17 protein-coding genes are annotated in these 23,306 nt (G+C 42.3%); 2 read left to right on the top strand and 15 right to left on the bottom strand.

Annotated features, from left to right (window positions below; all coding sequences use genetic code 11):
- The first annotated feature begins 81 nt into the window (after positions 1-81).
- Positions 82-528, top strand: a complete 447-nt coding sequence (locus tag C1A07_RS00210; RefSeq protein WP_101875305.1) for a transporter — start codon at positions 82-84, stop codon at positions 526-528.
- Positions 529-620: 92 nt separating this feature from the next.
- On the opposite strand, the gene C1A07_RS00205 is transcribed toward C1A07_RS00210, so the two are convergent.
- The 9 genes from C1A07_RS00205 to C1A07_RS00165 form a co-directional block, all read right to left on the bottom strand.
- Positions 621-1,610, bottom strand: coding sequence for a dipeptidase (locus C1A07_RS00205; protein WP_101875304.1), 990 nt, complete (start codon positions 1,608-1,610; stop codon positions 621-623).
- A 23-nt stretch (positions 1,611-1,633) separates the two neighbouring features.
- A complete protein-coding gene (locus tag C1A07_RS00200; RefSeq protein ID WP_101875303.1) occupies positions 1,634-2,812 on the bottom strand; it encodes an ABC transporter permease in 1,179 nt (392 codons plus the stop codon).
- Positions 2,796-3,503 carry an ABC transporter ATP-binding protein gene (locus C1A07_RS00195; protein WP_101875302.1) on the bottom strand — a complete coding sequence of 236 codons (708 nt, stop codon included), beginning with the start codon at positions 3,501-3,503 and terminating at the stop codon, positions 2,796-2,798. Before C1A07_RS00195 ends, C1A07_RS00200 begins: the two co-directional genes overlap by 17 nt.
- A 2-nt stretch (positions 3,504-3,505) precedes the next feature.
- A complete protein-coding gene (locus C1A07_RS00190) occupies positions 3,506-5,224 on the bottom strand; it encodes an efflux RND transporter periplasmic adaptor subunit (protein ID WP_101875301.1) in 1,719 nt (572 codons plus the stop codon).
- Positions 5,225-5,238: 14 nt separating this feature from the next.
- On the bottom strand, positions 5,239-6,345 hold the full coding sequence (locus C1A07_RS00185; RefSeq protein WP_101875300.1) for an S-layer homology domain-containing protein: 1,107 nt from the start codon (positions 6,343-6,345) through the stop codon (positions 5,239-5,241).
- Between the two features lie 100 nt (positions 6,346-6,445).
- A complete protein-coding gene (locus C1A07_RS00180) occupies positions 6,446-7,300 on the bottom strand; it encodes a patatin-like phospholipase family protein (protein ID WP_101875299.1) in 855 nt (284 codons plus the stop codon).
- A gap of 40 nt (positions 7,301-7,340) precedes the next feature.
- Positions 7,341-8,891 carry a cardiolipin synthase gene (gene cls / locus C1A07_RS00175; protein WP_101875298.1) on the bottom strand — a complete coding sequence of 517 codons (1,551 nt, stop codon included), beginning with the start codon at positions 8,889-8,891 and terminating at the stop codon, positions 7,341-7,343.
- A 77-nt stretch (positions 8,892-8,968) separates the two neighbouring features.
- Positions 8,969-10,249 (bottom strand): O-acetylhomoserine aminocarboxypropyltransferase/cysteine synthase family protein, encoded by a 1,281-nt coding sequence (locus C1A07_RS00170; protein ID WP_101875297.1) that lies wholly within the window; start codon positions 10,247-10,249, stop codon positions 8,969-8,971.
- Positions 10,250-10,338: 89 nt separating this feature from the next.
- Positions 10,339-12,297 carry an LTA synthase family protein gene (locus C1A07_RS00165; RefSeq protein ID WP_101875296.1) on the bottom strand — a complete coding sequence of 653 codons (1,959 nt, stop codon included), beginning with the start codon at positions 12,295-12,297 and terminating at the stop codon, positions 10,339-10,341.
- 236 nt (positions 12,298-12,533) lie between these two features.
- On the opposite strand from C1A07_RS00165, the gene C1A07_RS00160 reads away from it, so the two are divergent.
- Positions 12,534-13,418, top strand: a complete 885-nt coding sequence (locus C1A07_RS00160) for a DUF368 domain-containing protein (RefSeq protein ID WP_101875295.1) — start codon at positions 12,534-12,536, stop codon at positions 13,416-13,418.
- Between the two features lie 186 nt (positions 13,419-13,604).
- On the opposite strand, the gene C1A07_RS00155 is transcribed toward C1A07_RS00160, so the two are convergent.
- The 6 genes from C1A07_RS00155 to nifJ form a co-directional block, all read right to left on the bottom strand.
- The gene (locus tag C1A07_RS00155; protein WP_101875294.1) at positions 13,605-15,851 is read right to left on the bottom strand and encodes a DUF6449 domain-containing protein; all 2,247 of its coding nucleotides are present in this window, start codon (positions 15,849-15,851) and stop codon (positions 13,605-13,607) included.
- Positions 15,826-16,725, bottom strand: coding sequence for an ABC transporter ATP-binding protein (locus tag C1A07_RS00150; RefSeq protein WP_101875293.1), 900 nt, complete (start codon positions 16,723-16,725; stop codon positions 15,826-15,828). The genes C1A07_RS00155 and C1A07_RS00150 overlap by 26 nt, the downstream gene beginning before the upstream one ends.
- A complete protein-coding gene (locus C1A07_RS00145) occupies positions 16,718-17,113 on the bottom strand; it encodes a GntR family transcriptional regulator (protein WP_101875292.1) in 396 nt (131 codons plus the stop codon). Before C1A07_RS00145 ends, C1A07_RS00150 begins: the two co-directional genes overlap by 8 nt.
- Positions 17,114-17,359: 246 nt before the next feature.
- Complete coding sequence (gene putP / locus C1A07_RS00140; RefSeq protein WP_101875291.1) at positions 17,360-18,889, bottom strand: sodium/proline symporter PutP; 1,530 nt, start codon at positions 18,887-18,889, stop codon at positions 17,360-17,362.
- Positions 18,890-19,035: 146 nt separating this feature from the next.
- A complete protein-coding gene (locus C1A07_RS00135) occupies positions 19,036-19,632 on the bottom strand; it encodes a TetR/AcrR family transcriptional regulator (protein WP_101875290.1) in 597 nt (198 codons plus the stop codon).
- Positions 19,633-19,721: 89 nt separating this feature from the next.
- Complete coding sequence (gene nifJ / locus C1A07_RS00130; RefSeq protein WP_101875289.1) at positions 19,722-23,267, bottom strand: pyruvate:ferredoxin (flavodoxin) oxidoreductase; 3,546 nt, start codon at positions 23,265-23,267, stop codon at positions 19,722-19,724.
- Positions 23,268-23,306 lie beyond the last annotated feature (39 nt).

Below are 23,306 nucleotides of genomic sequence, written 5' to 3'. Positions count from 1 at the left end.
CCTTTTTCCAACAATAATTGACAAACTCACATTTTTTCCGTTAAGATTGTATTAAGAATTTATTTTAAAGGGAGGATGTATATGAAACCACGACGCCCTGATATTAGAAAGGCTCAGGACTTTGTCGCTTATGTAACGCTGTATTTTGAAATTCTCATCGTTTTTATAGTGATCATTGCCTTATTTATCAGCCTTTCCCACGTTCCGGAGCAGCTAAAGGCTTTGTATTATGACGGCGATTTTAATCTTTTTCTGTTTGCTATTTTCGATTTAGTTATTGGAATTGAGCTGATGAAAATGTTCTGCCGCCATGATCTGGATTCTGTCGTAGAGGTTATGACCTTTACTGTTGCCAGGGAGATGGTTATTGAACACATGCCTATATTAGATACGTTAATTGGCATTGTGGCCATTGCCATACTGTTTATGATCAGAAAATACTTATTTGTTTCTGCCTTAGACAAAACCAAATCTCCTTTAACAAAAGGAAGCACAAAGTCAGATGACCAAGAATCTGACGCCGACTAGTATTTACATAATTTTTTTTTGCAGACTGCCAAAAGGCGCGGTTAAAAGCTACTGCTTGATTCCCCCCGCGCCTTTTTCATTTTCCTAAATATTTATTTCAGCACTTCTTTGTACACTCTCAATACATTTTTGCTGAAAACAGCTTCTATTTCACTGCTGTGAAAGCCTTGTTTTTTCATCTCCCACTCCAGCTTTGGCATTTGAGATGCATTTTCTATCTCCAGTTCACTTGTAATTCCGTCAAAATCTGTGCCCAGGCCAATACATTCAATTCCGCCCACCTGTTTTATATGCTTTATATGCTCTACCATCTGGGAAATACAGCTAATTTGTTTCTCCTCTTTCTTCCAATCCTTTAAAAATAGATCGCAGAAGTTAATTCCCATAACTCCCCCTTTTTCAGACAAAGCCTTTATCATTTCATCTGTCAGATTTCTAGGGTGGGAGGCCAGAGCTCTGGCGTTAGAATGACTGGCTACAAAAGGATTCTTTGTGCACCGGACTACGTCCCAGAATCCTCCATCAGATAAATGAGAAACGTCTATAATCATTCCCAGCCGTTCCATTTCCCTGACTACTTCCTTTCCCTTTTCCGTCAGACCTTTTTCATTGGGCCCCCATGTTTGGTTTCCTGATAAATCTGCCTTTTTATTTGGACAGCCCAGCTGATTTTCAAAGTTCCATGTAAGAGTCATCATGCGCACTCCCAAGCGGTACAGATCCCGGAGAAGAGACAAATCTCCCTGGCAGGCAGCCCCCTCCTCCACTGTAAGAAGAGCTGACATTTTTCCCTCCTTCCAGTTTCTCTCTATCTCCCTGTAAGAAGTCACCGGACAAATCAACTCCTTATTTTTCTCTATCTCCTGGTAAAAGGTATCAATCATTTTTGCACAGCATAGAAAGGGCTGATCCTCCCTGCCTAAATGGACAAATAAACCAAAATTCTGAAGGCCGCAGTCTCCTTTTTTTAGTTTATTTAAGTCAATGTGAAGGCTGCTTTCCCTGAGAGAAATATTTTCTCCTTTCTTTTGCCTTTCATGTATTTCCCCAATAGTATCGCAGTGCATATCCACATATTTCATAACTGATCTCCTTTTATTTTTCGTTAATCGCTTCTCAACGCGTCAATAGGATTTAGCTTTGCCGCTCTGCTGGCAGGCATGTAGCCGAACAGCAGTCCGATTCCCACAGAAACACTGAAGGATATTATAATTGCCGATATTGTAGGCGGGGAGGATATTCCCATGGCCTTCCCCACTATAACGCTGGCCACAGAGCCTAAAACAATTCCTATTACTCCGCCTATAGAGCTGGTAACTGCAGCCTCTATTACAAACTGCTGCATAATAGTTCTCCTTTTAGCGCCTAAAGACTTTCTGATTCCGATTTCCCTGGTTCTCTCTGTTACAGAAACAAGCATAATATTCATTACTCCCACTCCTGCAACTAAAAGGGAAATCCCTGCAATTCCTCCTAACATGGCGGACATCATAGCAATCTGCTCATTTAGCTGCTCCAGCATTTCACTGTTGGCGTTTACATTATACAAATCTTCATTTTTAAATTGTGTATATAAAAAGTCCTCTATTTTTCCTTTTGCTTCTGTGGCCTGGGATACGTCGGAAACTGTAAAGACATAGGAGGATACTTCTCCGTTGCGGCTTAGCTTCTGAGCTGCAGTATAGGGCATCCACACAAAATCATCGCTGCCGCCTTCCTCTAACTCCGTATTGTCCTGCCTTTCCACTACTCCCACTATTTTAAACCCGGACCCGCCGATTTTTATAGTCTCCCCTACCGCCTTGTCTGCTCCTCCATACAGCTGGTCCGCCACATAATAGCCAATGACGCACACCTTCTGTCTGGACTGTAAGTCTGCATACTGCAGATTTCTTCCCTCATACAGCTCATACCCTTTAATTCCCAGATAATCCTCGCTGTAGCCTCCTACGGTGGTGGCGTCCAGAGATTCATTGCCGTTTTTTACAGTTGTGGAAACAGACACAGACGGGGACATACCGGAAAAGCTTTCCTGGTTTTCCTCATAAAATTCATACATATCGTCTACGTCCAGGGATCTGGAGGGCAGGTTTATTACGCTGACAGAAATCTGATTAACTCCCATACTGGAAAAGCTTTCCACTACAGAGGACATATAGCCGTTTACAATACTTACTAATATAATAACAGAGGCCACGCCTATAATAATGCCTAACATAGTAAGAAATGACCTCATTTTATTTCCGCCTATACTTTTTAAGGCCATTTTAAATGACTGCAGCATATTTTTCCACATCCCCGTCAAAGTTTATTTTCCCGTCATGGATTCTCACCACTCTTCTGGCCTCCAAAGCAATTCCATTGTCGTGGGTAATCATTACGATTGTATTGCCCTCTTTATTCAGCTGCTTTAAAAAGTCCAGCACGTCCCTGCTGGTTTTAGAGTCTAAAGCTCCTGTAGGCTCATCTGCCAGAATCAGGGAAGGAGTTCCGGAAAGGGCTCTGGCAATAGAAACTCTCTGCTGCTGCCCTCCTGACAGCTGATTAGGCATATGGCCCCACTTTTCTGCCAGTCCCACTCGTTTTAAAGATTCCATGGCTCTTTCTCTTCGCTCCTCATGGCCGACTCCTGCATATAACAGGGGCAGCTCTACATTTTCCAGAAGATTTAGTTTCGGCAGCAGATTATACTGCTGAAATATAAATCCTATCATTTTATTTCTGATTTCCGCCAGCTGATCGTCGCTCATATTTCCCACATTTTCTCCGCCTAATAAATATTCTCCTGTTGTGGGAACATCCAAAGCGCCGATAATATTCATTAAGGTGGACTTTCCGCTGCCTGACTTTCCTACAATGGCCACAAATTCTCCTTTATGCACTGTCAGATTGATGCCGTCGTTGGCCCTGACCTCCTCGTCTCCCATTTTATAAATTTTGTAAATATCCTTTAATTCTATCAGCTTTTCTCCCATGATTAGCGTCCTCCTCCCGGACCGCCCTGACGCGCTCCTCCACTGTTTCCGCCGCCTCCGCCTGGGCCGCCCATATTTGGCGTCATCATCATAAATGTGCTTTCGCTGTTTTTGCTGGACTGATCTACGTAAACCTGATCTCCCTCTGAAAGTCCGCTGATAATCTCCACCCAGGAATCACTTGTAATCCCTGTTTCCACCTCCACAGCCCGGAATCCGTCTGGAACGCCTCTCTTTTCCTCCTCTGTGGCCGTCCCGTCGTCTTTTACATACACCTTATTTCCTCTCATTAAGGCATCCACAGGTATGGCCAGCACATTGTCCGCCTGCTCTAAAATAATCGTGCCGTCTACATTCATGCCCGGCAGCAGATCTCCTGCGTCATCCAGGGTTACAGTTACAGGGTAGTTGGTTACTCCGTTAGAATAACTGCCCTCTAAACTGACATTTGTCACTGTGCCTGTAAATGTTTCTCCTTCAAATGCGTCGGCTGTAACCTGCACCTTCTGCCCTGTTTTTACTTTTTGAATGTCCAGCTCGTCAATAGACATTTCAAATGTTAAGGCCGATAAGTCATATATAACTGCCAAGGTTGTATCAGAGCTTGAATTTCTGCTGATTTTTTCTCCCTCCTTTACATTCTTGGCAATGACTTTTCCTGAAATGGGAGCTGTAATTGTATAATTATCATATGTATCCTGGGTGGTTTCCACCTTATTTTCTGCAGTCTCCACCTGCTCCTGGGCCTGATCCATACTGTTTTTGTAGCTTCTCATCAGCTTATCTGCCGTGTTGGAGGTCATTTGAAACAAAGCTGTGCCCTGGTTTATATAGTCCCCTTCTGCCACTAAAAGGTTCTGGATCTCTACAGTAGTATCTAAATCCTCTCCCGTCATTTCCGTCTCTGTGCTGGCCTCAAAGTTTCCCTCCTCCACACAGTTAATATCATTATATGCAACAGTTGCCGTGTGGCTGGTAGTAAGACCTCCCGGATTATCTACCTGTACATACACATATCGCACCACTCTGCCGCCTGTTACAGTTTCATCCATATTTGCCACAGATGTGACTGTGCCGAAAATCGTCTCTCCTGTATCTGTAAGAGTCACTGTCACCTGGCCTCCCTGAGGAATCATTACAGCCTCCTCGGACAGAAAAGGCACTTTTAACTTCATAATTTTATCATTATATATATCGGCGATTTTTGTCTGGCCGCTTACCTTATCTCCGTTCTTAATATAAAGAGTCTTTATGTACCCTGTTTCTGTAGATTTATAAGTATTGCCGCTGAACTTTTCTACAGCCTCCTGATAATCAGCCAAAGCCTCCTCATAGTCCTCCTGGGCACGCACCAGAGAATTCCCTGCTGATTTTACCTCTGACTCCATAGAAGAGCTGTCCAGCTGATAAAGCACCTGATCCTTAGTCACCTGATCCCCCTCTTCAAAGTCAGCGCTGATAACCTCCCCCTCCACCAGGGATGTAACATTATATGAATCCTTTGCCTCCAGACTTCCGGATGCAGACAGCTGTGAAACAATATTCTGCCGTTCCACTGTTGCAGTGTTGCTTACCTGTGCCTTGGCATCTGCAGCTTTTCCTTTTTTTCCATAAATAATAAAAATAATAGCTGCCGCCAGAATAACTGCCACCCCAATTACAGCCTTTTTCCTGGAAATTTTCAGCTTTCCGGAAACATGCTTTCTGCTTATTCCTTTCATGCCAAAACCTCCTGTCAGTCTTCAAAAATGTAATCCAGCACTGTTCTGGTTACATCATCATCGTCGCTGTCCTTGCTGGTTCCGCCGGACTTTGTATAAATTAAGGTAACAATGTCCCCGACCTCCACAGTTCCGTAAATAGAAAAAGCAAACTGCATTTCAGAGCTGTCCAGCTGATAAGTCACCTCGTCATCCAGCTCAATCGCCGTAGGCGTCATTACATCTGAAGCCATGTAATAAATATGCGTAATTTCCCCTTTGTCTACACAGCGGTCTGATTCATCACTGTCATTGGGCGTGTATGCCCATATGGTTTTGCTGGAGGAATTGTAGTAAATAACCATATATTCACTGCCTGAAATTCTTTCTAATTCTCTTCCGCTGTATGGCGAACCGTTTAAATATCCCTGCGCGTCGTCTAAGGAAAACGGGACGGCGGAGGACAAGCTTCTGCTGTGGCTGATCAGCTTAGGCCCCTGAAGAGTTACATCTGCCATAGCAAGAGGATTAATCTCCCCGTCTGAGGTCAACTCGCAGCCTAATACAGTGCCGTATATTCCGCTTCCGCTTTTTGGCTCTGCCCTAAGCAGGTTGTAAAACATGTTGATACAGTCTGTTTTTGTCATAGGCTCGTCAGAGGAAAGTCCGATTTCGTCTTTTAAATCCAAATATTCAAACTTGGCCATCCGCCCTCCTGTCTGATCGCCCTGAAAATCTTCATTTGTATAGCCTAACAGAGCCAAAGCCCCCTTTGCCGCCTCCTGAAGAGTTATATATTGATCCGGCCTAAATACTCCGCCTAAATATCCGCTCATCCACTGATTCTGCACAGCTACTCTTACATATTGGGCATACTCGTGATCTTTTTTTACATCAGAAAAAACAGACACGCTGCTTTTGCTTCCCACTGTATTTTTATATTCAGAAGCCTTCACCAGCATCTCTGCAAATTCTCCTCTTGTAACATATGAATGCAAATCATTTACAGACATAATTCCAGACAAATTTATTACTTTTTTCCTTAAATCAAAATTAGTAGAGGCTTGGGCAGATGTCTGAGGCGCTGCGCAAGCTGCAAATGTAATCACTGCCAGGGCTCCTGCTTTCATTCTCCTATTCATACTCATTCTCCTTCATACTTTCTTTTAAAAATAACCCTAGCAGTTAAATGTGTTTATTTTGTGTCTATTTTGTCAAAATTTTATAACTCCTGCATAATCCTTATAATTCTAAATATTTATACAGTTCCTCCAATCTATCTCTTCCTACTCTTACTCCTTCTGCATACAGCTCCCTTAGCTTTTTCTTATTTTGCTCCATTCTGGATACATGTACCGGAAATTCCGGACGTATTACGAAGATCCTGCCTTCCTGCTCCAGCCTGGCAATCTCCTCCTGAAAACGGTTGTACCTGTCCGGCACCTGATACAATGCTTCCCGCAGTCTGGGCAAAGGCTGAAAATAGGTGTCGTATATTTTTTTCGTCACAGCTTTTACCGGCTTTTTTCTGTACCCCTCATTTCTTGTAAGCACCAGCACTACCTTTTCGTATCCCTCTTCTATAGCCTTTCTGTAGGCAATCGGCAGAGAAATCCCTCCGTCTAAATATTTCTTTCCTTCAATATCAATCATTCTGGACAGCACCGGCATACTGCTGGAAGCCTGAACCGCCCCTATCATATCTTTACATTTTCCCTTCTCGAAAAACTCAGGTTCCCCTGTTCTGCATCTGGTGGCCACCGCCACAAATCGCTGAGGGGACTCATAAAAGCTTTCATAGTCAAAGGGAATCAAGTCTGTGCTAAGCTCTCCAAATACAAAATCAAAGTTAAAAATCTGTCTGTTTTTCATCATGTTTTTCAGACTCAGATACCTTTTGTCATGTACATATTTCTCATTGATTTCCAGCATTCTACCTTTTTGCTTTGAAATATAATTCATTCCGCACATTGTCCCTGCAGACACGCCGTTTACATAGGAGAACTCAATTCCCTCTTCTAAAAGCACATCTGTCACCCCTGCAGTAAACAAACAGCGAAGGGAACCGCCCTCCAGCACCAATGCTCCTTCTGTCATTCTTTTCCAACCTTTCTATGATAATAGCCCTAAACTGCCGCTACATTAAGGGAGCAAACAGCCTGAGCACGCTTCCAGTAATTCTGCTTAATAAAGGATATTTTCTCCATACCTCCAAAGTGATTTCCTCACACTGATTTAAAGTATTTTGGAAGTCCTTTTCCACATCTGCCACAGCATGATTTTTGTATAAATATGCAGCGCACTCAAAATGGAGATAAAAACTTCTGTAATCCATATTAATTGTTCCTACAACTGCTTTTTCGTCGTCGCTTACATAGATCTTTGCGTGTACAAAGCCTGGGGTAAACTCATAAATTTTCACTCCAGCCTCCAGCAGCTCTTTATAGTATGACCTGGCCAAAATATAAGCATATTTTTTATCCGGAATATGAGGCATAATAATTACAGTCTCCACACCCCGCTTGGCAGCATAAGTTAAGGCCGTAACCATATCGTTGTCCAAAATTAAATAGGGCGTCATAATATGAACGTACCTTTTGGCCTGGTACAAAATATCTGTATATACATGCTCTCCTACAGTTTCATGGTCTAAGGGACTGTCCCCATAAGGCATAACAAATCCGCTTCCCTCTGGCAGCCAGTTTTTAAATCTGCTCATAGGAGGCAGGTAAAAACCATAATCCTCCTTCTTAGTTTCCGTAATTTCCCACATCTGGAGAAACATCATAGTAAAGCTTTTTACTCCGTCCCCCTGAAGCATAAGGGCCACGTCCTTCCAGTACCCAAACCGCTTCTTTTCATTAATATACTCATCTGCCAGATTAATGCCTCCGGTAAAAGCAGTGTGGCCGTCAATCACCAGGATTTTTCTGTGATCTCTGTTATTTTGATAGGAAGAAAGGGCAGGCTTAACAGGAGAAAACATTTTACATCTTATTCCCTTTTCCTCCAGCTTTCTCGGGTAGTGGTAAGGCAAAAGCATAAGGCTGCACATGCCGTCGTACATCACTCTGATCTCCACGCCGTTTTTCGCCTTTTCTTCCAGAATTTCCAGAATCTCATTCCACATTTTTCCCCGCTCTATAATAAAATACTCCAGAAAAATAAAATCCTTTGCATTTCTCAGCTTTTCCTTTAATACTGGAAATAACTCCTCCCCGGAAGGAAAGTACTCTGCATAAGTATTTTCATAAACAGGATATCCGCCGTAACAATTCATATATCTGGCCAAACTGCCTATTCTCTGGCTTTCTTTCTGCAGCCTCTCCTCCACAGAAACATCCTGCTGTAAATATATCTGAGTTTCTTTTATAATGTCCCGCAGCCGGTCTGCAATTCTTTTTGTCCCCGGCTGAAGCTCCATAAAAAGATAAAACAAAGCTCCAAAAACAGGGAATACTAGCACAGGCACAATCCATGCCAGCTTATAGTCAGGCGCCTGCTGCCGGTTTATAATAAATATAACCACAGCTGCGCTGAGAATCACAAATCCGCCGTACACATATGTAAAATATTCGCTTAGCAGTCTAAAGCAGCTAAGCAGTACAATTATCTGAAAAATCAGGGAAACCACCAAAAAGGTAGTTCTTCCAAAAATAATGCGCAGCATTTTTCTCCACTGCTTCATAAAAAATATCTCCTTATACGTAAATTAACAAGGGCCGCCGCAAAACCGAAAATCCAATTTTACAGCAGCCCCAATCATTAGTTCTCCAAAGCCTGTCTTAAATCCTCAATAATATCATCAGCATTTTCAATTCCTACGCTGAGACGAATCAGGGATGGATCTACCCCGGCCTCCACTAATTGTTCATCACTTAACTGTCTATGTGTATGGCTTGCAGGATGGAGTACAGATGTTCTGGCGTCAGCTACATGAGTGACAATAGCGGCCAGCTTTAATTTATCCATAAACTCTCCGGCAGCTGCTCTTCCTCCCTTTAATCCAAAGGAAATAACGCCGCATGTCCCCTTAGGCATGTACTTTCTTGCCAGCTCATAGTACTGGTCCCCCTGCAGTCCCGGATATCTTACCCACGCAACGTCGTCCCTGGACTTTAAATACTCAGCCACCTTTAAAGCATTTTCACAGTGACGGGGAACTCTCAGATGAAGAGTCTCCAGCCCTACATTTAAAAGAAATGCATTCTGAGGTGCCTGAATAGACCCCATATCACGCATCAGCTGGGCCGTTGCCTTTGTAATATAAGCTGCCTTTCCAAACTTCTGTGTATAAACAATGCCATGATAGGAAGCGTCAGGAGTTGTAAGTCCCGGATATTTGTCCTTGTGAGCCTCCCAGTCAAAATTGCCGCTGTCTACAATACATCCGCCTACAGTTAAAGCGTGGCCGTCCATATATTTTGTAGTAGAGTGGGTAACAATATCTGCTCCCCACTGGAACGGCCTGCAGTTAATTGGAGTTGCAAATGTATTATCTACAATCAACGGCACTCCGTGACTGTGAGCTAAGGCTGCAAACTTTTCAATGTCCAGCACTGCCAGCGCCGGATTGGCGATCGTCTCTGCAAACACTGCCTTTGTGCGCTCACAAAATGCTTTTTCAAGCTCTTCTGCAGAAGCGTCCTGATCTACTAATGTCACCTCTATGCCAAATCTTTTTAAGGTTACTGTAAACAGGTTAAATGTTCCTCCGTAAATAGCTGAGGAGCACACAATATGGTCCCCCTGGCTGCATATATTTAACACAGCGTACAAATTGGCCGCCTGGCCGGAGGAAGTCAGCATAGCCGCCACTCCGCCTTCCAGCTCGCAAATCTTTGCCGCTACTGCATCATTGGTAGGGTTTGCAAGACGTGTATAAAAATATCCGTTTTCTTCCAAATCAAACAGACGTCCCATCTGTTCGCTGGATTCATATTTAAAAGTAGTGCTCTGATAAATAGGAAGCACTCTCGGCTCTCCATTTTTCGGTTCCCAGCCGCCCTGAATGCAGATTGTCTCTGCAGAACGTTTCTTATCCATTTGTTTCTCCTCCTGCATATTCGCCTAAGTATCTGGTTTAACCAAATTTACTCTACATTTTAGCACAACACCTGTCATAAAACAAGCATTTAATCAGCCTGACCTAAAGGTACCTTGTCTTTTCCTGTCTGCCACACTTCTATATCTGCCTTTGAAATGCCATTTGCCTTTTTCTCCGTCAGCTTTTCGGAAATAATCAGCCCAGGCCACACATACATGGTATCTGTCATTTTTCCATCAATAAATATTTTGGAGTAAGCGTTAAATCCCTCCCCGTAAACCAGAACGCGATGGTCGCTTATTACAATTTCATCTACTGTTACAGGTTCAATTCCAAACTGAAGCTTTGTGGCCTTAAAGGGCGACTCCCCGCCATAAATCTCTCTGTCCCCGTACAGCATATCGTATTCTAAGGCTTCCATATCCTCCAAATACTTTTCCTCTTCTATTTTTCTCTTTCTTTGAAGCTGTTTTGTTTTCACCAGGCTTCCCTGAATAGTCATTTCTGTCCGGCCGTCTAAAAAAGCTTGATGAAATCTTGTCATTACCCCTTCATGTATGCCTAACATATTCAGCACATAAGCTCCCAGCTGATAGGACTCCACATTTCTCTTTTCCTCTGGAAGCCCCAGATTATTCCACACTACATACTGAGTTTGATATAAAGAGCCTCCCAGCATCTCGCTGGCGTCCCAGGAGAATCCTGGCAGGTGATCTCCATACAGCACAACTACTGTAGGTTCCTCCCTGGAGTTTAACGTGCGGATCAGATCTCTCACAAAATCGTCCATTTCCTTAATCTGGCTGCAGTAATAAGGAAAGTCTGGATATGCCCCGTGTCCCTGCACAGAGATTGTATAAATAAAATCCTGACCTTCCGTAGAGTCTAAAGCCTTTACAATCTCCCCTGTAAGTATCTTATCCTTGCACCAGCCAATAGGATTTTTCTCTATATTAGACATATATTCAATGGGAGTAAAGGTTTCAAATCCCAGCTGTGAAAATACTCTGTTCCTGTCATAAAAAGTGGCCTCATTATTGTGAATGGCATGGGTGGAGTAGCCTAATTCCATTAAATCAAAAGGAAGGCTTTCACAAGTTGTTTTTCTTAAAATAGTTTTGTATGGATATTCTCCTGGTCCAAAAAAGTCCAGATTCATCCCTGTAATACACTCAAATTCTGTATTGGCCGTGCCTGCGCCTACAGAAGGCACTTTTAAATAGCCGGAGGGATAATGATTTTTTAAATATCTGAAAAACGGAATAGGATCTTCCTTTACTGGATTATTGATCCATAAATAAGGGTCAAAAAAGGATTCTAACTGAACCATAATAATATTAGGAGGCTGTTCCTCCCAGACATCATATGTATAGGCAGGCCTTAATTCTTTCTCAATTTCCTGCATCAGCTTCTCATCATAAAATCCTGGCTTTGAAATCCCTGTATTTACAAGAGAGTTGGAAAAACAGTAGGGGAATCCGTATTCTTTAAATGCCTGGCCAATATTTCCAAACTGAACAGATAATAAATTGTGGCTTATTCCCCAATTCACCAGGAAAAACATGCCTCCCACATTGACCCCAGCCATTATGGCCCCTAACCAAAAAGGAATTTTTTCTTTTTCTACAGGAGCTTTTTTCCACAGTACGGCGCAAAGTATGGCTGCCCCTATAATTCCAGCCGCTGATAAAATAATCTCCGGCCAGCTCATGTATGTAGTCAGCATTCCCAGGGCGTACTTTACCAGCCGGAAGTCCGCGGCAGTAAAAGGGGTGGTGCGGAAGGTAAGAAGCACTCCGTTGACCACGCCGGCAAAAATCCATACAGATAAAGCCAGTATACATGCAAACCACTTTCTTTTTGTAAACAGCACCGGCAGAAACAGCATAAGTATAATGATTGTATTAATAAAAAATACCGCCGGATTTTCCATCATATATTTCCACATAAAAACTGCTGATTTTCTTCCCAGCAGCTCAATAAAACAGTTGACAGCCGCCGCTGCCCCCAATATTTTTAAATACCACAAAAATGCGTACTTTTTCATAACAGCCTTTCTTTGACAAACCCCTTTAATACTGCATTAATTCCTACATTGCTACATCTATGAAAATGGCTATAGTCTATCACATTTTTTCAGATTTTTCAAATAGTTTCTATGATATAACAAATTCATAACTTGACATTCCTTTTCCCTCCTCATATAATTAAGCCTGTGCCAAAAAAAGTAAATAAATACTGATGGTAATAAATGAAAAATATTTTCTAGGAAAGGATTTCACAATGACTTATATTTTAGACGTTATAAAAGGAATTATGATTGGAATCGCTAATGTTATTCCAGGCGTCAGCGGAGGTACCATGGCCTTGTCTTTAGGAATTTATGACAAGCTGATTGGGGCTATTTCCCATTTGCTTTCTGATTTTAAAAAAAGCGTGCTTACGCTTCTGCCTATTTTAATCGGCTGCGCCATTGGTATTATAGGCTTTGCCTATGCCATTGAATTTCTTCTCAGCAAACATACATTTGTCACCTGTATGGCCTTTGTAGGTTTAATTTTAGGCGGACTTCCTATTTTATTCCGTTCTTTGTCTAAAAAACTAAAGGAATCCAACTCAGGAGTGGGCGTATCAGGAGTTTTGTCTTTTGTTATTCTTTTTACTATAGCCGTGGCCCTGCCTTTATTTAATTCTGAGGAGGAGCTGATGACTACTTTAACTCCTACCCCTGGAACAATGGCGCTTCTTCTGATTATCGGGGTTATTGCCTCTGCCACCATGGTGATTCCCGGAGTCAGCGGATCTATGGTTCTTATGATTTTAGGATATTACTATGGCATTATTGATTCTATTAAAACCTTTTTAGATGGCCTGAAGGCTTTTAATATGGATGTAGTAATAGACAGAACCCTTGTTTTATTTCCCTTTGGCATCGGCGTGCTGTTAGGCATTTTCCTCATTGCCAAATTAATCACCTTTTTATTTGAAAAATATGGAATCCAGACATACTGCGCTATTTTAGGTTTGATTTTTGCCTCTCCTTTTGCTATTTTCTATAACACAGGATTATTTGGACAGTTATCTACACTTTCCATCATATCAATTATTACAGGCCTGCTGTTGGCAATCGTCTGCGGAATTATTACTTATTACATTGGAGAAAAATAAAAAATAGTTGAGCGCAAAGCGCGAAACTATTTGCTACCCAAACGAAGCGATAGCGGAGTTCGGGGTTCCCGTCCGTTTTTATGAAACGAGGAACGAGTGAAATAAAAAAGTGAATAAATCCAGCACAAAACTGATCAAAGGATTAATTGATTATTTTGTGCTGGATCTTTTTTTGGGGAATTAATTTTAATAGCTGTTTTTTAATTTTCTGGCTTCATCCATTGCTTTTGTCATCTGGTCGTATTGAATTAATTCCTTCAGCTTCTCAGGCATTTTATCTACCTGAACAATTAATGTTTCATTTCCATTTTTATACATTTCCCCTTCTTCTGTAAAGCTTACGTCTGCCCTTACATAATTCTCCTCTGCAAAGTTGGAAAACCCATAAAATTCCGGAAATACTAATGCAGGAAGCAGCTGGTCAATATCCTGGGTATCCACAAGTACTTTGGATTTTCCGTCATGCCATGTTCCTAAAGCGTCTTCATAGGAGCGCTGGTCGCTTAAATACACCTGGCTCACCTTTTCTCTGTCTGCAATTCCGTCCTCCTCTATTCCCAGCTCTGCCATAATACCTGTCACATTTGTAAATGATTGATATACAGGATAATACTCTTTATTTTTATAGGACCTGTAGTTGGTGCCTGTGTCCATACTGATCTCCCAATTGGTCTGCTCCAGCCCTTCCTCTGTTACAAATCGGATCATTGCCACTGGAAATTCCTTTCTTGTTTCCTCTAAAGTCAGATTCCTTAAATCCTTTTGATATGCAGCTAACAATTCCTGCGCCGTCTCCTGATCTTTCACAGTGCGCACCTGGTCCATATTTTTCCACTGGCAGGCAACTACACTGTTGTCTGCAGAAAGCACAGGGAAGGTTGCCAGCTTATAAGCCTCCTGGCTGTACATGGCTTTAATATTTTCCATATTGTCATTCCGGCTTATATTATAATGGCGTTTTACAACCTTTCCGCCTTTTAAATTATACTGTACGCCAATAGAAAGATAACTGTCTTTTTCACTTCCGCCTTTCATTTTGGCATAGTATGTTCCCCCATTGCCTTCGCTGGAATATTTTCTCCTTGCAACAGCATCCTCAATCCCATTTTTCGCCATGTTGATTACAGGCTCTGTCTCAGTGATTTTCATATTTTTATAAAGATAATCCTCTTTATCTTCACTTTCCCACAAATAAGGCCCTGGCCCGGAATTTCCTGAATAGCTGTAGGAAGGGTTTGTAATTACATTATCGTTTTTGTTCTTTGAAGGTTTTAATACTCCATAATCCACCCACGAATCAAGGCCTCCCATATATATTGCCACAGACTCTACCTTGCTCTCATCTGGCAGATATTTGTCATATCCAAATAAATCATACCGGAAAATACAAAGCACTGCTATTGCAAACAACGCGCTTCCGGCCATCTGATATTTATGGGAAAACAGCTTCTTAAAATCAAAATTATATATAATCTCAATTACACAGTGGCTGATTACGCAGCCTGTAATCAGTCCAAACACCGCCCAGCCCATATTATGCCGCACAGACCAGAAGAACATCGCTCCCATCATAGCAAAAATAACTACCAGAAGTATTCTGATTATAGGTTTGCTGATCTGAAAAGCCATTGCCTTTCCTGCTGCCTCTGAAGGCCTTTTTTTGTACAAAACTAAAGATATAGCAGTCAGCACAAGACCTGCGGCAAGAACCGCCCACAGCCAAATTTGATTTTCCCACTGAAAGCTGGATATATAGCTGATTAAGGGTGACGTTTTATTTATCACCGGGAAAAAATCTGTCTGGTAATAAGTATAAAACCATGTGGAAAAGTATCCTTCTATTAATGAAACTGCAATCGGACCATAAAAGAAAAATACTCCTGTTCCTAAAAGAGCCACCACCATATTACCTGTCATAATAACTGCCAGAACAACAGTGGAGTAAAGGAATAAATAATAAATCATAAAGTGGAGCCAGGCAAAAAAACCTGTCTGAATCAACATTCCCGCCCCTGCTCCCTTTATAGCTCCGATGCCAATGGCTGACAGCAAAAAGAAGGTATAAGGCAGCATCACTAATAAAATACCGTTTATAAAGCATACAAAAAATATTTTTTCCCGTTTTACTGGCAGGCTGTTGTAAAAGTCCACCTTCTTTTTAGAATTTAACCAGGAAAAGCTGGAAATCCCCATAATCACAGGCAAAATGGCGAAGAGAACAGCCGTCCAGCCGTTGCCGCCTGACACTAAGGCACACATAGCCCCTCTATAATATTTTAAAAACATATCTTTGTTTTCCCAATATCCGCTGCCCATAAAAACCGCCGCTACAGGAAAGGAAAAGAAAAACAAAAGTATCATTAAAGCCAGGGCCCACAAACGGCGCCGCGTATCTTCCCCTAACAGCTTAAAAAACCAGTTTTTTAATGTCATAACCAACCACCTCCGTCTCACTGATAAAAATTTCTTCCAGGGAAAGAGGAATCATCTCATAAAAAACCGGCTGGCAGTCTTTCATAGCCTGTTCTACTTCCTCCCTGCTTCCTCTCACTGTTAAGGTAAGCAGCCGTCCCCTTTTCTCCACTTTCATTTTCTCCAAAGCTGCCAGATCCTCAGCCTCCATTCCCGTCTGAAGCACACACTGGACTTTGTGGATTTTCATTTTCATGTCATCCAGCTCTTTAGAAAGCAGCATTCCTCCCTTGTGCAGCAAGCCTACGTGATCACAAATATCCTCCAGCTCCCTTAAATTGTGAGAAGCAATAATAGGAGTCAGATTTCTCTCCGCCATGTCGTTGGCAAACAGGCTTTTCACTGCCTGCCTCATTACAGGGTCTAAACCGTCAAAGGTTTCATCGCACAAAAGATAATCTGTGTTAGAGCAGATCCCTAAAAGTACGGAAAGCTGTTTTTTCATACCTTTAGAAAACGTAGATATTTTTCTGTTTTTCTTTAAATCAAAGCCTTCCAGCAGGTGAAAAAAACGTTTTTTGTCAAATTTAGAATAAAACTTTTCATAAAATCTGGCCATATCCTCCGGCGTGCCGTTTCCTAAAAAAAACTGTTCGTCTGAAATGTAAAAAAATCTGGCCTTTGCCTTTTCATTTTCATACACCAATTCTCTGTCAATAGCCACTGTGCCCTCATCTGCCTTCAGCACTCCGCTTACCATGCGCAGAAAGGTGCTTTTTCCGGCTCCGTTTGTGCCGATCAGTCCAAATACGCTTCCATCCTTAATCTGGGCGCTAATGTGGTCCACGGCTACTATATCGTCAAATCTTTTTGTAAGATTTACTGTCTCAATCATAACCATTCCCTCCTTTTTCCTGATTACAGCTTTCATATGCTTTCCCGGCCTGATCTTTAAATTCCTCACATGTCATGCCGCTGGTTTTGGCTTTTCTGGCCAAAGTGACCAGGTGATTTTCCACTTCCAGCCGTTTTACCCGTCTCATTCCCTTTACATCAGAGACAAAGCTTCCCTTACCTTTTACAGAATAAATGTAACCCTGTCTTTCCAGCTCCCCATATGCTCTCTGTATGGTGTTGGGATTAATAGAAAGCTCTGTAGCCAAAGCCCTGACCGACGGCATCTTTTCTTCCTGTTCTAAAATTCCCATAAGAATCTGTTCTTGATAGCTTTCTGTAATCTGCTCATAAATAGGCCGCCGGTCTCTATAATTAAACAGCTCCATACTCACCCTCCTTTCCTGAATACCACTTGTTTGTTTTCAACTGTACTAACTGTATCAACTGTATTATTTGTATTAATGCAGTTATTATAACAAATGTAAGAAGAAACGCAATCAAATATTTCTTACAAATTTATGACTTTCCTTTTATAGAGCAAAAAGCACAAAGCGCCGCAAAACTGCCTAAGTACCTGTATATCCAGATACCAACGGCAATTTGCAGCGCCTGTGAATTTCCATTTATTATTTTTATCCGTTTACTTTTTCAAATTCTTTTACAATTTCATCTGATGGCGCCTCCGTTGCCAAACTGACTGCTATTATGACTGCGCTGGCAGCTAAAAATGCAGGCAGCAGCTCGTACATATCCCAGATTCCGCCTATTGGGCGCACCAGATATTTCCATATAAATACAACTGCCCCGCCTGTAATCATGCCGGCCAAAGCTCCGTTTCTATTAGAACGCTTCCAGAATAGGGAAAACAGCATCACAGGCCCAAAGGCGGCTCCAAATCCTGCCCAGGCAAATGATACAATGGCAAATACAGAGCTGTCAGGATTTCTGGCTATAAACATGGCGATCAGAGAAATTACAAGCACTGTTCCCCTGGCAATTACCATAGCGCGCTTCTCAGAAATCTCAGCCTTCATAACCCCTCTGAAAATATTTTGGGATACGCTGGAGGCTGCAGCTAAAAGCTGGGAATCAGCTGTAGACATAGTACTTGCTAAAATTCCCGCTAAAATTACTCCTGCAATCAAGGCAGGAACTGCGCCGTACCGGCTTAACAAATCTGCAGTTCTCACCACAATAGTTTCTGAGTCAGCGCCAATTAACTGCTCCATGGCTCCCGCCTGAGTCATACCGTATCCGATTACACCTATCATTACACCTACAATTAAGGTAATCACTACCCACACAGTTGCAATTCTTCTGGACAATGTAAGCTTCTCTTCATCCTCAATAGCCATAAAGCGAAGCAGGATGTGAGGCATACCGCAATAGCCCAGCCCCCATGCAAATGTAGAAAAAATAGCCATGATGCCGTAGGGCTTTGCCGCCTGGCTGACGCCGTCATAAGTAGACGTCATACTTAAATACCCTGGCAACTTTAATACATTGTCAGCCACCTGCTCTACTCCTCCGGCCACATGGACACCAAAAATCAAAACAATTAAAAGAGCAATTGTCATAACAATACTTTGAATAAAGTCTGTTGTGCTGGCCGCCAGAAATCCTCCCATTGTTGTATATCCTACAATTATTATGGCACTGATAATCATAGCCGGTCCATAGCTTACTCCGAAAAGACTGGCAAACAGCTTCCCGCAGGCTGCAAATCCAGAGGCAGTATAAGGGATAAAAAAGATTAAAATTACTAATGCTGAAAATAGCATAAGCAGTCTGCTTTCATCTCTGTACCTGTTGGAAAAAAAGTCAGGGATAGTAATGGCATTCCCTGCAATATGAGAATAGCGGCGGATTCTTTTTGCCACAAACAGCCAGTTTAAATAAGTTCCCACAGCAAGACCTATAGCTGTCCAGCCGGCGTCACAGATTCCTGATAAATAAGCTACGCCCGGCAGTCCCATTAACAGCCAGCTGCTCATGTCAGAAGCTTCCGCGCTCATAGCTGTGACAAAAGGCCCCAGCTTTCTTCCCCCTAAATAAAAATCATCTGCATTATTGTTCTGTTTGGAGCAAATGTAACCGATTGCCAACATCATCAATAAATACATGCCAATCGAAACCATCATAAATATTTGTGCAGTTGTCATTTGTCTTATTTCCTTTCCCATAATCGTGTGGTATTCTACCATAAAACAAATTAGACTGCAATACAGAATAAAGTCAAGACTATATTCTGTACTAATTTATTACTAAATCTAATTTTATCCAGTAAATATAAGATATTTCTACTAGACTAATTAATATATTTTACTTTCAATTTTTCTAAAAACATTGGCATCATTTCTCTGGCATATGATTTCAAAGAATATTCTCCGTTGCAAATACACCAATCATATAGTAAAGCTCTTTCGCAAAGAGCGTATATTTTCGTCAGTTCATTGGCAGATTTATCTGAGCGCAGCTCTCCCTTTTCCTGTCCTTTTTTCACAATCTGCTTCAAAATTTTATAATAATATCTGTCTCTGTCCAAAAGGTGCTTTTCTCCCTTTGTAACCAGCTGGGAAGAATAAAGGCGGGCCAAAAGGTCTAAAGAAATACTGTTCTCTATCATAGTAAACAGCTCCTGATTTAAATAAATCAGTTGGTCAAAACTGTCCATATTCTGATCCATATTTTCCATTAACTCCTGATATTTTTCGTCAAATAAATAGGATAAGGAGCTGAGAAGGGCGTCCTTTCCCTCAAAATAATGATAAAATGATCCCTTCGACGTGCCTGACTCTTCCACAATCTCATCTACTGTCGTATCCTCGTACCCCTGCTCATAAAACAGCTTCCAGGCGGCGGAGACAATTCTGCTTTTCGTGTTTCTCTGATTTTTCTTTCCCATAGGTTTCTCCCATATGTAAAGCAAAGGGCTGCTGCAAAGCTGACCTTTGTCAGACCCTTGCAACAGCCCTTTTTATTAACTATACAATATTAATCTTCTTTGTACAGGTCTGTCAGTCTGGACAGATGTCTGTATCTATCTTTAGCGTTATCTGCTGCCTTCTCGAACAGAGCTTCTGCTCTCTCCGGGTTCTTCAGAGCTAAGGATGTGTAACGAACTTCGCCCTTCAGGAAGTCTTTGTAATCGCCTGTAGGAGCCTTGCTGTCTAAGCTGTATGGATTCTTTCCTTCTGCCTTGAGAGCTGGATTGAATCTGAACATATGCCAGTAGCCTGTCTCAACAGCCTTCTTCTCCTCATCCTGAGCCTTGCTCATACCAACTTTAATACCATGGTTGATACATGGAGCGTAAGCGATAATCAGAGATGGTCCTGGGTATGCTTCAGCCTCAGAAATAGCTTTTACAGTCTGGTTGTAGTCAGCGCCCATAGCGATCATAGCTACGTATACATATCCGTATGTCATAGCGATTCCAGCCAGGTCTTTCTTCTTAATATCTTTTCCACCTGCAGCAAACTGTGCAACTGCACCCGTCTGAGTAGCCTTGGAAGCCTGTCCGCCTGTGTTAGAGTAAACCTCAGTATCGAATACCATAATATTCAGATCCTGTCCGCTTGCTAAAACGTGGTCTAAGCCGCCGAAACCGATATCGTAAGCCCATCCGTCACCACCAAAGATCCACTGGGATTTCTTAGCCAGGAAGTCTTTGTTTTCAAGGATTTCTTTGCAAAGTGGGCAATCAATACCTTCAATAGCAGCAACTAATTTATCTGTAGCAGCTCCGTTAGTAGCGCCTACAGAGAATGTATCTAACCATTCTTTACATGCAGCTTTCACATCATCAGAGGACTTGTCAGACTCGTAAACAGCTGTTACTTTGTCCTTTAACCAATCTCTTAATGCGTTGTTAGCCAGAACCATACCGTATCCAAACTCAGCATTGTCCTCAAATAAGGAGTTATCCCAAGCAGGACCCTGTCCTCTCTTGTTTACTGTGTATGGTGTAGATGGTGAAGAGTTACCCCAGATAGAAGAGCATCCTGTTGCGTTTGCAATGTACATTCTATCGCCGAATAACTGTGTAATTAACTTAGCGTAAGGTGTCTCGCCGCAGCCTGCACATGCGCCTGAGAACTCAAGGAGAGGCTGTTTGAACTGGCTTCCCTTAACAGTTGTCTCTTTAAATTTAGCATGTACTTCTGGTTTTTCAGCTACGTTCTGACCAAACTCGAATACTTCCTGCTCTCCCAGGTTGTCAGACAGACGTTCCATAGTAAGAGCCTTGTTGCCCTTCTTGCCTGGGCATACGTTTGCACAAGAGCCGCAGCCTGTACAGTCAAGTGCAGATACGGACATTGTGAAGTACAGTCCTGGCATACCTGTCATAGGAACTTTCTTCATCTGCTCTGGTGCAGCTGCAGCCTCTACTTCGTTCATAACTACTGGACGAATAACAGCGTGCGGACATACATAAGAACAGAAGTTACACTGAATACAGTTATCTGGATTCCATACAGGAATATTTACAGCAATACCACGTTTCTCATAAGCTGAGGAACCGGATGGTGTAGAACCGTCAACATAATCTTTAAATGCAGATACTGGCAGGGAATAACCTTCCTGAGCGTTAACCTTAGCCTGAATGTTGTTAACAAAATCAACAACGTCCTGTCTGCCCTCTTCTACGTGAACCATATCCAGACCTTCGTCTTCACAGTTCTTCCATGATTCAGGAACCTGAACCTCAACGATCTGCTTAGCGCCTTCGTCGATAGCAGCCCAGTTCTTCTTAACTACATCTTCACCCTTCCGTCCGTAAGTTGCCTTTGCAGCAGCCTTCATTAAGTCGATTGCTTTCTCTTCTGGAATAATCTTTGCTAATTTGAAGAATGCGGACTGAAGGATTGTATTAATACGTGTAGATCCCATTCCTGTCTCAATACCAATCTTAACGCCGTCGATGGTGTAGAATTTAATATTGTGATCAGCAATGTATTTTTTCATCTGTCCTGGCAGATGTTTCTCCAGATCTTCTGCGCTCCATGGGCAGTTTAACAGGAATGTGCCGCCGTCAACCAGCTCCTGAACCATGTTGTACTTGCGTACGTATGCAGGATTATGACAGGCAACAAAGTTAGCCTGTTTGATCAGGTATGTGGATTTAATCTTCTTATGACCGAAACGCAGGTGAGACATTGTAACACCGCCGGATTTCTTAGAGTCATAATCAAAGTATGCCTGAGCATACATATCTGTATTATCACCGATAATCTTAATGGAGTTCTTGTTAGCGCCTACAGTACCGTCTGCACCCAGACCCCAGAACTTACAGTTAATTGTTCCTTCTGGTGTTGTAACAAGAGGAGCGCCTACATCCAGAGACATATGTGTAACGTCGTCAATAATACCGATAGTGAATTTCTCTTTCTCATTGTTGTTGTAAACAGCAACGATCTGAGCTGGTGTTGTATCCTTAGATCCTAAGCCGTAACGTCCTGAATATACAGGAATAGACTCAAACTTAGTTCCCTTGAATGCAGCGATAACATCCAGATATAAAGGCTCGCCGATAGCGCCTGGCTCTTTAGATCTGTCTAATACAGAAACCTTCTTAACTGTGTCTGGAATTGCATCTACTAAAGCCTGTCCTACAAATGGTCTGAACAGACGTACTTTTACAACGCCCACTTTCATTCCCTGCGCTGTCATGTAATCAATAGTCTCTTCAATAGTATCGCATACAGATCCCATAGCGATAATTACATGCTCTGCATCAGCAGCGCCGTAGTAGTTAAACAGTTTATAATCTGTGCCGATCTTCTCATTTACTTTGTCCATGTATTTCTGAACAATAGCTGGAAGTGCATCGTAATATGGATTACAAGCTTCTCTTGCCTGCATGAAAATATCTGGGTTCTGAGCAGAACCTCTCTGACATGGATGGTTTGGATTTAAAGCGTTCTTACGGAATGCTGCAACAGCGTCCCAGTTAACCATCTCTTTCAGATCATCATAATCCCATGTTTCAATCTTCTGAATCTCATGTGATGTACGGAAACCGTCGAAGAAGTTAATGAATGGAACTCTTCCTTCAATAGCTGCCAGATGAGCAACTGCTGTTAAGTCCATAACTTCCTGTACATTAGATTCACACAGCAGCGCACAGCCTGTCTGACGACATGCATATACGTCGGAGTGATCGCCGAAAATAGACAATGCATGGCTGGCAAGTCCACGTGCAGATACGTTTACAACGCCTGGAAGCTGTTCACCAGCGATTTTGTAAAGGTTTGGAATCATAAGCAGAAGACCCTGAGAAGCTGTATATGTGGCTGTCAGAGCGCCTGCTGCTAAAGAACCATGTACAGCACCTGCTGCACCTGCTTCAGACTGTAATTCTGTAATTTGTACCGGACGTCCGAAAATGTTTAATCTTCCGTCGGTTGCCCATTCATCAACATGCTCTGGCATAACAGATGAAGGGGTGATAGGGAACATAGCCGCAACTTCGGTAAACGCATACGATGCGTGAGCAGCAGCTTCGTTTCCATCCATGGTTTTCATTTTTCTTGCCATTGATTTGTCCTCCTACAATGATATATGAATATTGTATAG

The organism is Lachnoclostridium edouardi, from assembly GCF_900240245.1.
Taxonomy (GTDB): domain Bacteria; phylum Bacillota; class Clostridia; order Lachnospirales; family Lachnospiraceae; genus Lachnoclostridium_A; species Lachnoclostridium_A edouardi.
The sequence above is the reverse complement of the archived record's forward strand: the minus strand, read 5'-3'. Positions and strand labels throughout refer to the sequence as shown.